Consider the following 12,826-nt stretch of genomic DNA (forward strand, 5'->3'; position numbering starts at 1 on the left):
CTTAGTATTGGTTTGTTGGTCAAGTTAATTATTTTCTTACTAACGGTGCCGCTTATTGGCGATGAACCGTTGTTGTGTGCTGTACTCTTGCAGAATTATGTCCTTTAATTACCGCGATTACCCGGGAGGATCTTAAGTGAGAAAAATTCGTTGCAAATCTAATTTATTCAAACCTTGCGATTTTCGAGCCCAATTTGTAGTGCAAAGTTTTAGTATCTGGATTATCAGAAAATACAACAGAACCGTCTATCGTAAAATCTTTAATACCTCTGACGATTATTTCGTCAGAATTTCTGTTCCAAATAACTTCTTCTGCATTTTCAAATTCTAATATATCTGTTTTAAATTCCACATCACCAATTAGTTGTAAAGTATTACTTTTTTCATTAAAAACAGTTTTATCTGCTTTAAATTCTGGTTCAGATTTCGTGTATTCTTCTGACTGGGCGTTCATTATTCCAAATGTTAGGAATAATACAATAGCTAAAATTTTTTTCATAATTTCTAGGTTTGAATTCGCAATTAATTTACTAATTTTTTTTGTGGAGTATTGCACACAACGGTTTCGGTTATCGCCAGTTGGCGGAGTCAGGGACGCAGATTTGTCAGCTTAGTATTGGTTTGTAGGTCAAGTTAATTATTTTCTTTCTAACGTTGCCGTCTATTGGCGATTAACCGTTGTTGTTGTGCGTTTTCTTGTTACAATTTTGTTCGATAATCCTATAATCTAATTGGAATTAATTGATGCTGTACCACTTTCATTCAAATATTATTTGATTGCAATAATGTGTTGTTATAGAACTCAAATCTTTTGCTTTAGAGCATTTTTTATATTTGATCTTTCAACTGAAAAGGTTGTAGAATTTTCATCTAGAAACTCCGATATCAGTATCGCTTTTTGAGTAATTTTTCTCTTGTTGTAAATTTCATAAGAATTATCTAATTCTGACTTTTGAATAATCTCATACATCAATTGCATTAGTTTCTCAAGGTTAGTTGAGTGAAGCTTTCTTAAATGTAGAATAAGATCAGAATTATTCATCTCACTTATTTCTAGAAGAGTGAATCCAATTTGATCTTTAAGAGTTTGATTTGTATCCTGAAGTTCACTTTCAATATTTATTGATTTTGATCCTATGATTTTATTAATTAGGCTTATCAGTACCAAATTGAGTTTTTCAATCTCTCGCTTTATAAAATCTTTTTCCGTCTCCATATTTTATGAGATTTTGTCCTTGAAAATGCACTACAACGGTTACGGTTATCGCAAGTTGCGGGAGTAGGGACGCGGACTTGTCGGATTAACTATTTTCTTTCTTGGTTTCTAAAATTACATTTTTCCGATTAAACCCGTTATTTGCGATCAACCGATGTTAGCCACTGGTTTTTTCTATAATATTTCTTAGGTCTTTTACTAGATGGTTTTTTATACCATATTCTAAGCATTCTGTAGCACCTCTAAAATTTAATTTGGGCAAATAGGATAGATGCGAATATTTTGATTCTAATTTATCTTCGATTTTGTTGGCATTATTGATTTTCTCAGCAATTAATGTTTTTGAAGAATAAGGAACTTGACCTTTAATAATCTTTCATTTACGTTTTTTGTTACCCCGTATTTGAGAAATCGTTCTCCGTTACCAAACAATTCGATTAGATATATAAATTTATTTTCTTTATACCATTTACTTTCATGAAATCCACTTTTCCCAGTATTATCACATTTTGGACATGCTCTTTTGTCAGCGTAATGAGCACGTGGTCTCATTAGAAATTCTCCGTGTTCCTTACAGCTTATTATTACTTTTTTTTCAGTTGTTTGATAGTCAACCTTTGAATAATCATATTTATCCCCATGGATTTCTTTAGCTCTTTTTAAAAAGGTATTAATGTTTGTTCTCATATTTTATTTAAAACTTGGGGCTAACGGTTACGGTTATCGCAAGTTGCGGGAGTAGGGATGCGGACTTGTCGGCTTAACCATTTTCTTTCCTGGTTTCTAAAATTACACTTTTTCCTATAAACCCGTTATTTGCGATGAACCGATGTTGTGCAAAGTAATTTAGGCAATTACTGGAATCTTTAATTGTTGTGAAATCTTAGTTTGAAATTACCCTTTTGTTGAGATTTTCAGCTTTCTTGATTTTACTAATTAATTTTCCTGCTGACCAGAAAATGAAATCTAACTTGTTCTTTTGTGAAATTGAATTATCAAATCTGCCATTGAATAGTAAGAGAGTTTCATTTATTAATCCTTTATCAATTATTTCGTTATATGTACTTGAAATTATTGAAAGTTGTTCAAAATATTTAGTCACTTTTTTATCAAAGTCTTTTTGAAATGGCCTTGAAAGATTAAAAACTTTGCAAACTTGGCTATCGTATATCGGAATACTTTTGTCTATTGTATTTGCAAGTTTTGTAGCAAATGAAAATTGTACAGATTTTCTATTTCTTAAATTTTCAAACTTATATAGCCTTTCAATTATTTCGAGAAGATCAATGTTATCAGTATTTCTTAATTCTTGCATTATTTTGAAATACTCAATTTTAAATTCTTTTGTAAGACCTGCAAGATCTAATCTGTAATAACTTCTATAAACGAATTGGAATAAAGAGTTCTCACTTACGTCTGAATTATTGAATTCGTTAGTTAAGAATTTAAAGACTTCTACACTTTCATAATCGATATTCTGAATTATTTCTAACTTGTTTTTATTGATCCAGTCAGAAATCTTTTTGGTTTGTTCCATTCTTGAAAATTATTTTGCACAACGGTCTCGGTTATCGCCAGTTGGCGGAGTAAGGGATGCGGATTTGTCGGCTTAGTATTGGTTTGTTGGTCAATATAATTATTTTCTTACTAACGCTGCCGGCTATTGGCGATGAACCGTTGTTACCTGCTGTGGCGACTCATTAATTAACATAGATTCTCGAACTCAAATTTTTGTCACTAAAATTAGGACCTAGCTATAAGTTTGTTCCTATTAGAATTAAAAGTTATAAGATGCAGAATTAATATAATTATCAGAAGTCCGAAACTACTGATATTACCGAACTCGCCATCCCAAAATATCAGTTCTTTCAAAGAGTCAAGAATGAAAACAATTATCCCTGCGATAATGGAGCCTTTTAATTCTCGTAGCCTTAAATCTGATATTTGCTTGTTTTCATATTTCTCTTTAGAAAAAACTATTATGACAAGGGAAATCAAAATGACTAATTTCAAGATCAAATCAAATCTCGATTGATCAATATTTAGCCATTTTATATAAAAGTCGTTTAACAAAAAAGCTATTAGAGTGGTAATTCCGATGATAAGACCAATTGTTTTATAAAAAGTAGGTAAAAGGTTTCCATTCATTTTTACGTATCATTTTATTATTTACTAAAGTATAAGATTTTATAGATTTTACTTCTGGAGACATTGCAGGTAACGGTTTCGAATAATCGTCAGTTGTGGTTGTACGTATTCGGATTTGTCGGCTTAGGTTTTTGTTAGTTGGATTCTAAAAATACTATTTTATTTCAAATGGCCACAATTGCGAATATTCGTTGTTATACACTGGTGCGACAGAGCCGAGTGAGAACCTCAGATAGGCGCTGTCGGGAATACTCTGACTTTTATACAAAATCTTGCTCGTCTTTTTTCAATTATTGCGTCTGAGTAAGCGTCCGTTTCTTGGTACTAAGCTTCTTTTTAAAGAAGTTCTTAGTAGCTAATTTGTTTTTGAGCAGCTACCAAAAGCTTCTTTACTTTTTAAATTTTTCCTGAACGATCTTTTAGAATTTTCGATAGAACCAGGATTTTCTAAGCTACGATTTACAAAAGATTCTTAGTTGAAAATTATCAATTGAAGCTTTCAAAATTCGAATTTTTCAGATTGGATTCTTATTGTTTTTAGTAGCTAAAATCGTTGCGGAGCACTTGTGTATAACGGTTACGGTTACCGCAAGTTGCGGGAGTAGGGATGCGGACTTGTCGGCTTAGTTGTTTTAATAATTGGTCTCTAAAATAACAATTTTCAGCTAGATACCCGTTATTTGCGGTGAACCGATGTTATGTGTAGGTTTTCTTGTTACAATCCTTCTGGAAATTTTAAAACTTTTACTGTTCTTCCTGAAGATCCGGCAATATCCTTAAATAAATATCTTTTAGTATCAAGAGGAGATGTTATTTGATTGAATTTAATTTCTACAAAATCAAATCTTTCATCTATATTTTGATTAGAAAATTGCAGTAAGTACCTTCTGGAATATCTGTGTGAGCAATGCAATAAAAATAAAGCTGCTAAAGAATTCAAGGCGACTTTTAGAGTAGCATCTTTTTTAGAATTAATTCCATCGTGTTTAATTGCATTATAAACATTCCACCAATGAGGAGCATTTTTTTCATTTTGCCAATTTTCGAATGGTTTTATATTTTGATTTAATGGTCGAACGAATAAGAATCCATATTTTAAATATCTTTCTTTAAAAATATGATAATCTCCAAAATTCCAATTTTTTACTCCTCGTTTTTCTCCTGTCTTTTTATTAATCTGATTATATTTTTTCGCTAATGAGCTATCTTGAACATTAGAACAATAGTATTTCCCTAATTCTTTGAAAAATACTTCTATTTGAACGCAAGATCTTATAATCATATCCCTTAAAAGCGGAGAATGTACTTTTAAATGATTTTCTTCATCAATTGGAACAACTTTTATAAAATCAATAAAATCCTGTTCGATGATCTGATACTGTTCGTATGTTTCTCCATTACCTAAAGAGCCACCAGAATAATGAAATTCACAAAATCCTTCTTCAAAGATTTCTTTTTCTGAACACTCAATATGTTTACACTTCGCTTCTATAACTATGGATTTTAAATTGAAAACTTACACATAACGGTCTCGGTTATCGTCAGTTGGCGGAGTAGGGGACGCGGATTTGTCGGCTTAGTATTGATTAGTTGGTCAAGTTAATTATTTTCTTTCTAACGGTGCCGCTTATTGACGATTAACCGTTGTTGTTCGTAGGCCGTAAACTAGTTATTCATTTATTCTATATTCTTGATCAACCTTAATTTTTTACTATTCCAATTTAAAATAACACGGTAATTTTTAAAAAAATCAGCACCAAATCTCTTCTCTAAATATTGCTCTGAATACACTTTGACATTTTCTAAAGTTGAATTTCCAAATTCAATTTCATCAATAATTCCTATAAAAGATTCCCTGGTAGTATTTTGTTCTCCATAAATTCCAGTAACACCTTTAGTATCAGATTTCTTGAAATCTAAAATTTTGCCGTTTTCTGTTTGCTTTTTGAATTCAGAGAACGGTACTACGACACCTCCATTATACCCTAAATCAACAGTGAAATTCCAAACTTTCTTATCATTTAACTTACAAGCGATAGCTGGTACTCCTGCTACACCGATGTATAACTTGTTTTCAATTATGTCATCAGGTACATCTAATTTCGATTCGTTATCCGTTATTGTAATTTGTTGCTTTTTGAAGTCAATATCCCAAATAGCATGCTGCATTAAATTAGCTCCTATAAATCCGTCAATATTTAAAGACGACCACACTGATACATCATTAAAATTATTGATTAAAGCAGTTGTTCCGGTAAAATCTATGTTTCCGATTTTTACATTCTCTAATCGGGTATATTTATTTTGGACCTTTTTGTTATAAACATCACCTGCTTTTGCAGAATCTATAGCTTTTAAATTCAAACTTTCAGCAAGTTCATTTGATACCAGATTAGGAGAGCCTGTATCCAATAGAAAATCATAGTTTTTATTTTCGATTTCTACAGGGATAATTATAAACCCATTTTTAATTTCGAAAGGAAATGTAGCACTATAATTTTGCTGAGTTGTTTCACCTTCTCTAAGGTGCTTTACGGCTTTATTAAGGGAACAACTATTAAGTAGAATAAGTGTTATAAAATAAATAAATACTCGTGATATTTTCATTTTCTAAACTTTGGAGCTGAATTTTTCCTACGGCTTACGTACAACGGTTTCGAATAATCGTCAGTTGTGGTTGTACGTATTCGGATTTGTCGGCTTAGGTTTTTGTTTGTTGGATTCTAAAAATACTATTTTATTTCAAAAGGCCACAATTGCGAATATTCGTTGTTATACACTGGTGCGACAGAGCCGAAAGAGAACCTCAGATAGGCCGCTGTCGGGAATACTCTTACTTTTATGAAAAATCTTGCTCGTTTTGTCATAATTATTGCGTCCGATTAAGCGTCCGTTTCTTGGTACTAAGCTTATTATTGATAAAGTTCTTAGTAGCTAATTCGTTTTGAGCAGCTACCAAAAGCTTCTTTCCTTATTTAATTTTTTCCTGAACCATCTTTTAGAATTTTCGATAGAACCAGGATTTTCTAAGTTTACGATTCGCAATAGATTCTTAGTTGGAAACTATCAATTGAAGCTTTTAAAATTCGAATTTTTCAGATTGGATTCTTATTGTTTTTAGTAGCTATAATCGTTGTTGTATTATACTGAAATAGGTTGACCATTTTTGATTCGATTTTCGACAGTTTAAATGGTCAATAGTTCCAAATTTTGTTTGTTCCTTTTGTAGGAATGATAGTCTACATTTCTATTCAAATGAACAAAGTTAGGTGTGTTCAATTTGAGACTGAAATGTGGTCTTTTGTTGTTGTAAATCTCAACAGCTTTTTTGACCATCTTCTTAACTAAGTTAGTATTTTTTATAGTTCGTTTTAAATCGTATTCATATTTAAGGGTTTTGTTGACTCTCTCAGCCACGGCGTTCTCGTACGGATCGTACTTTTCGGTCATGCTGATCAGTATTCCGTGTTCCTCAGCAAAGCTGGTGTATTGGGGATTGCAATACTGAATTCCACGATCTGAATGATGGATGAGTGTCTGATTCTTGTACTTCCTGTTTTTAATGGCCATTCTAAGCGCATCGATGCAAAGTGATGTCTTCATATGACTTGCTAATTTATAACCCATGATTTGCTTAGAATAGGCGTCTGTGACCAATGCCAGGTAACTGTGTCCGTTCTGTGTTTTGATATAGGTAATATCGCTTACCCAAAGTTGTTCAGGCCTGGTGGGCACTTTATCTTTTACCATGTTCTTGTATTTAAAGAATCGATGTTTTGAATCAGTTGTGATATGGAACCGCTTTAATTTAGGAACGAGCAGGTTATTCATTCGCATTACTCGATAGAATTTATCCCTTCCTATTTTAATACCGAGTCTGTCCATATCAGCCTTTAATTCCTGATATAGTTTAATTCCACCGGTACGCAGTCCATACTGATTCCGATACTCTTTGATGAGCCGAATGATTAGCTGTTGCTGTGTTTGCCTTTTCTGATGAGATTTTAACCGCTTATAGAAAGCTTGTTTAGAAACCCCAAAACATTGGATCAACCATTTTCTTTTAAACGGTTTTGCTTCTTTTTTTCGATCTCGTCTGCTAATGTTTTGGGCAATGACTTTTTTGACATATCAACTCCGGTAATAAGTTCCATGTCAGCAATAATGTCTTGTTGGAAGTCTTTTACAAACTCCAGTTTCTCTATTTTTTCTTTGAGTTTCTTGATCTCATCTTTCTTGCTCATCCCTAGTTTCTTTTGTTCTAAAGTACTGTATTTTTCAACCAGTAATAGATGGAAGCTCTGGAAACCTGATATTTAATCGGAAGCATGATTGATAGAGATTTGTGCATTCTGGATCTGATCGATGATAACCAGCTTAAGATCGTACCCTACTTTTTTGTAGGAAGTTTTTCGACAGTGTTGATTTTGTTCTTTCATTAGTTATAGTGCTAAAAGGTTTAATTTTTAGTCAACCTATTTCAGGAAAGTACAGTTAATTATTTTCTCACTAATGCTGCCGTCTATTGGCGATTAACCGTTGATGTCAAACGTTTTTTTACTCAATCTTTCTTTCGAAGCTATCTTCATAACTTGTATCAAATCCGATATAAGTTATTTCATTGATTTTTATCTTTTTCTTTCCTGTCCATTTAGCATTTTCATCTAGTAATTTTAGCTCTAATTTATTTTCGGAAAGACTTTTTATCTGGCCAACAAAATAAGAATCATCATCAGATTCTATAAATATCGATATCAATTTTTCGTTTTGTAATTGCGACAAACATGCAAACATATTGTTCATTTTATCGATGGGTAATTTGTTTATAAAATTGGAATAATTGTTGTTTTTAATTTCCTTTAATTCTTCCTTATCCCATTCTCGATATTTTTCAATTTCATAATCTCTAATTATGGCATATCCATCAAATTCTTGCGTTTCTTCATTAAAACAATTTAATATGAAAATTTCATCATTCGATTTTAGGCAAATTCCAGCATAGACTTTATCTCTATTTGGAGAGAGATCAATATCAATCGGAGTTCTATTTTTTATTAATTCTTCCAATTTTCTAAAAAATGTTTTACAACGGTTCCGGTTATCGCAAGTTGCGGGAGTAAGGATGCGGATTTGTCGGCTTAGTTTTTTCCATAATTGGTCTCTAAAATAACCATTTTAAGCAAACTACCCGTTATTTGCGATGAACCGATGTTGTGGCAAGTTAAATAGCAGAATAATTATTTATTGCGAAAATATTCTTTTAGGTCTAACGCAAATAATTTATCAAATAAAGGATCTACCTTTTTTCGCTGCTTCCACATTATCACATTTTTTTCTACTACTCCATAGTTTCCAAAACTTAAATTATAAGTTTTTTCCTTTTCATTAAAATTTATCATTTTGACAAAGTATAATCTTTTAAGTTGTAATTGATTATCTACAAAATTTGGGTGAATCGCCATATTCATTGCTGTAAGTTGGGTTTGAACGCTTGGATACATTAGAATATCTGTTCTGAAATTGTGATTAGCAAATAGAAAATTATATGCAATAGCAGCAGAAAGTTCTTGACTTGAATCATTTATGAAAGTTGTACGTAAAAAATCCAATAATTTTAAGAATCCAGCTTTTTTATCAGGGGGTAATTTATTTTGGAAAGTTTCATCAAGTTTCAAAGCTTCCATTTCTTTGATTGCGCTAAAACCATTTTCTTCTGGTAAATCGGAATGGAAAAATGGTTGTATTGCAACTGGAGTATCCGATTTGATTATTTCCCACTTTGTTAAGCAAAATTCGCGCTCTTTATAATCAGATTCTCTTATGATTTCACGAAGACAGGTAATTGGACTATTAGAAGCATAGAAAACTGGGTTTTTCGGGAAATTACATCTATTAAATTTCGTAACGTTTAATGGCGGATAGCTATGTTCGGAAATTAAATCTGTATTAGAAAAAGAATTTGTTTCTCTTGCACGAAAAATGGATAGATTAAAATCGTTCTCTAAAAATACTATTTTATTTCAAATGGCCACAATTGCGAATATTCGTTGTTATACACTGGTGCGACAGAGCCGAGTGAGAACCTCAGATATGCCGCTGTCGGTAATACTTTGACTTTTATGAAAAAACTGGCTCGTTTTGTTACAATTATTGCGTCCAAGTAAGCGTCCGTTTCTTGGTACTAAGCTTCTTTTTGATGAAGTTCTTATTAGCTAAATTGTTTTTGAGCAGCTACCAAAAGCTTCTTTACTTATTAAATTTTTCCTGAAGGATTTTTTAGAATTTTAGATAGAACCAGAATTTTCTAAGTTTACGATTTACAAAAGATTCTTAGTTGAGAATTATCTTTTGAAGCTTTTAAAATTCGAATTTTTCAGATAGAATTCTTATTGTTTTTAGTAGCTAAAATCGTTGCGGAGCACTTGTGTATAACGGTCTCGGTTATCGCCAGTTGGCGGATTAGGGGACGCGGATTTGTCGGCTTAGTATTAGTTTGTTAGTCAAGTTAATTATTTTCTTACTAACGTTACCGCTTATTGGCGATTAACCGTTGTTATATAAAGTTGCATTCAAGGAATATTGTAAATTATGGTAAAATATGATGCCATAATTTACCTCCCATCCCACTTATCATTCCAGAATTTCCATAAAAATCAATTGCCGATCCAAATTCGAAGTCATTAAATTTGAATTGGTTATTCCAGGATTTTCCACCATCGTTGGTTTCATAAACGATATGATAATCGTAACCTTCATTCGGCGCAAAGCCGATTCCCTTATTTTCATTAACAAAATAAAATTTTTGTATTCTTGTATTACTGGTAACTTCCCAATTATTTCCAAAATCGTTACTTTTCAAAAGACGAAGTGAATCATCCCAATATGTACTTAGGTAAATTACATTGGAGTTTACAATCTGAATATCCCAAACTGATTTTTCAAACTCAAGAATTTGAAAATTTGGAGATCCTGGTTTCTTAACTACTAACGCATATTCTGAATTCGCAATCAAAAAATCGTCTTTAAGATCAAGATTCCAAAACTCGATGGCATTACCGTATTTCTCATTTGGGTAATCATATATTTGTTGAAAATCAATACCGTTTTCTGTTTTATAAATATCTCCTTTTGAATTTAAAATGTAACCATCATTTATATTTTTGAATTTTATATCCATTATTGGTCTACTCATGTAATCTACAATGGATTGAAAAATTTCTGTAAACGTATTCCCACCATCGATTGTTTTAAAAAGTTTACCGTCCATGGTTCCGAACCAGCCAACCTCCTTATTCACGAAATAAATTGATGTAATATTTAAATTTGTTGAATACTGTAAGACCCAATTTTTTCCACCGTTTGAAGATTTGTAAATATTGTTATTAGTCATACAATAAGCTCGTGTTTCATCCACTAGCTGAAGTTTATGTATATCATAATTAGTGAAATCATTTTCTTCTGGGTAAGTGCCAATAAGATTTAATGGAATACTTTCAACCTCTATGAAGCCGTTATAAGCTTTTAAAGAAAATGAGGTTTTATAAACAGTAGGGATTGAGACTTTAATTTCTTTTTCGCTTGCGTCAATAATTTCACCGAATTTATTTCCTACCTTAAAATCTGTTATTCTGTCCAAATTATTACCTGAGAAAGTTACAATTTCACCAATTCGAACAAATTCAGGTGCTGTTGATGTGATTTTTATTACGTCAGATTCTACACTTGGCTCATCATTTTTGGAACACGCTAAGGATAAGAGTAATAATAAAATAAAAGGAATTTTCTTCATAACTAAGTAGGTTTTAATTTTTACAATATTTGATAATGGATAACTGTTTGCAATTTTATATAACGGTTACGGTTATCGCCAGTTGGCGGAGTAGGGGACGCGGATTTGTCGGCTTAATATTGGTTTGTTGGTCAAGTTAATTATTTTCTTTCTAACGCTACCGTCTATTGGCGATTAACCGATGTTAGCTGTAGTACCTTAGTTCAAATTTGGTAAGTGATACGTCAATACTGCAATATTGATTTCTCTATTTAAGTCGTCATCCAGATGAAAAATAAAATTCTTCCAATTAGCAGCTGTTTGTCTTTCTTCTCTGACAAAATTTGGATGGTTTTTCGTTTCTTTTTCAATTATTGAGAAAACGTTGGAAATTTCTTTATTTCTTGAGAATAAAACTAAAGCAGTTTTTGAATCTCGATAAGTTAAGTAGCTAATAAGTTGGTCGAACGTTTTAAAATATTGCGATTTCCCTCCCCAGAATTTGCATTCTGCGATGAATACTACATCACTTTTATATCTTAGTAGAATATCTGTTTTACCTTTCTTATTAAAGGTTTCTCCACTAGCACTTCCATACTCAAAGTTAGGATCTAAAGTGAGTAAGATGTGGTCTCTTAGATCTTCTTCTCCTTTGTTGCTATATGTTGAAGGCATTCTTTCAAAGTTTTTCCCTACATCATTTATTATTCTTAAAATTTCCTGATAATCCCCAAAACTCAAAGTTGGTTCAGGATTAAATTTATCTTCATATACTTTTGGTTCAATTTTAATCTTTTTTCTCAACTCAGGTTTTGGAACCGAAAACGTGGTTGAAACGTCTTTTTTCTTTTTTAGAGGAACACCTAACGAAGCCATTAAATCATTGGATTTTAAAATTTTATCTTTTCTTTCTCGGATATGCTTAACTGCAAAATCTAATAATCCATCATTGAAGCTTTTGCAATCTTTTTCAACCAAATCATAGTCAAATAATATATATCTTTTTTGGTCTGCAAACGAAGTTTTAATTCTTTCTGGATCATTATAAAAGTTCACTATCTCAACAGTGATACTATCTTTATCAACTCCAACGGTTGTACTTCCCGATATGGAAAATCCACTTACGGCTTTATTAGCTAATACGTAAATATCGCCTGAAAAAGGAATATGATAAATAATTAGATCTCTTTTATATTTATTTCCTGAATAAACATCAAAAGAACCAGAAAACCATTCAGCGGGAATTTCCTTTTCATACTTATCTATGTAAATATCTTCAAAATGTAATTTTGGAAATTCAATCTTCTTGTTTTGTATAAGATATTCGGCAAATTCGTTTTCACTTACATTCAAAATGTAATTTTCATCTTTTGATTGAATTACATTTATTATTTGTTGATATGTATTTTGGAAGACTGCTCCTAGATCTCCTTCTCTATAAAGTTTAATTTCTCCATTTCTATACATTGGAAGACTATTGCTGGATTCAAGGTTGTAACGCAACAAAGCGTATTAAAAAGTTAGGTATTCAAATATAATTTTTTTCGTTCGAGATCCATCATTTCTTGTGGCGTATTATACCCCAGTATTTTACGAGGTCTGTTGTTGAGTTTATCTTGTATGATTTGCAACTGTTTTTGATTAATCAGCGCAAAGCTTGTTCCTTTAGGAAGGTATCTTCTGATGAGTCCATT

The 12,826-nt window shown here is 31.8% G+C and carries 12 protein-coding genes and 1 pseudogene; all 13 read right to left on the reverse strand.

Annotated features, from left to right (window positions below):
- Window positions 1-163 precede the first annotated feature (163 nt).
- Complete coding sequence (locus tag ACNI3T_RS00710) at window positions 164-499, reverse strand: hypothetical protein (protein ID WP_418226178.1); 336 nt, start codon at window positions 497-499, stop codon at window positions 164-166.
- A gap of 303 nt (window positions 500-802) precedes the next feature.
- Window positions 803-1,216, reverse strand: a complete 414-nt coding sequence (locus ACNI3T_RS00715) for a hypothetical protein (RefSeq protein WP_418226179.1) — start codon at window positions 1,214-1,216, stop codon at window positions 803-805.
- A 333-nt stretch (window positions 1,217-1,549) separates the two neighbouring features.
- Complete coding sequence (locus ACNI3T_RS00720) at window positions 1,550-1,903, reverse strand: hypothetical protein (protein ID WP_418226180.1); 354 nt, start codon at window positions 1,901-1,903, stop codon at window positions 1,550-1,552.
- A gap of 196 nt (window positions 1,904-2,099) precedes the next feature.
- Complete coding sequence (locus ACNI3T_RS00725) at window positions 2,100-2,753, reverse strand: hypothetical protein (protein WP_418226181.1); 654 nt, start codon at window positions 2,751-2,753, stop codon at window positions 2,100-2,102.
- A gap of 1,326 nt (window positions 2,754-4,079) precedes the next feature.
- Window positions 4,080-4,646 carry a hypothetical protein gene (locus ACNI3T_RS00730; protein ID WP_418226182.1) on the reverse strand — a complete coding sequence of 189 codons (567 nt, stop codon included), beginning with the start codon at window positions 4,644-4,646 and terminating at the stop codon, window positions 4,080-4,082.
- A 395-nt stretch (window positions 4,647-5,041) separates the two neighbouring features.
- Entirely contained in the window at window positions 5,042-5,971 is a 930-nt protein-coding gene (locus ACNI3T_RS00735; RefSeq protein WP_418226183.1) for a retropepsin-like aspartic protease, read from the reverse strand.
- A 579-nt stretch (window positions 5,972-6,550) separates the two neighbouring features.
- The gene (locus ACNI3T_RS00740; RefSeq protein ID WP_418226184.1) at window positions 6,551-7,417 is read right to left on the reverse strand and encodes an IS3 family transposase; all 867 of its coding nucleotides are present in this window, start codon (window positions 7,415-7,417) and stop codon (window positions 6,551-6,553) included.
- Window positions 7,414-7,608, reverse strand: a complete 195-nt coding sequence (locus tag ACNI3T_RS00745) for a hypothetical protein (protein WP_418226185.1) — start codon at window positions 7,606-7,608, stop codon at window positions 7,414-7,416. The genes ACNI3T_RS00740 and ACNI3T_RS00745 overlap by 4 nt, the downstream gene beginning before the upstream one ends.
- Before the next feature lie 313 nt (window positions 7,609-7,921).
- Window positions 7,922-8,431, reverse strand: coding sequence for a hypothetical protein (locus ACNI3T_RS00750; protein WP_418226186.1), 510 nt, complete (start codon window positions 8,429-8,431; stop codon window positions 7,922-7,924).
- 170 nt (window positions 8,432-8,601) lie between these two features.
- Window positions 8,602-9,048, reverse strand: coding sequence for a hypothetical protein (locus tag ACNI3T_RS00755; RefSeq protein ID WP_418226187.1), 447 nt, complete (start codon window positions 9,046-9,048; stop codon window positions 8,602-8,604).
- Window positions 9,049-9,950: 902 nt separating this feature from the next.
- A complete protein-coding gene (locus ACNI3T_RS00760) occupies window positions 9,951-11,153 on the reverse strand; it encodes a WD40/YVTN/BNR-like repeat-containing protein (RefSeq protein ID WP_418226188.1) in 1,203 nt (400 codons plus the stop codon).
- 198 nt (window positions 11,154-11,351) lie between these two features.
- Complete coding sequence (locus ACNI3T_RS00765; RefSeq protein ID WP_418226189.1) at window positions 11,352-12,599, reverse strand: hypothetical protein; 1,248 nt, start codon at window positions 12,597-12,599, stop codon at window positions 11,352-11,354.
- 53 nt (window positions 12,600-12,652) lie between these two features.
- Window positions 12,653-12,826, reverse strand: a pseudogene (locus ACNI3T_RS00770) (IS30 family transposase); the annotation flags it as partial.

It is taken from the genome of Christiangramia qingdaonensis (genome assembly GCF_048381525.1).
Classification (GTDB): Bacteria; Bacteroidota; Bacteroidia; order Flavobacteriales; family Flavobacteriaceae; genus Christiangramia.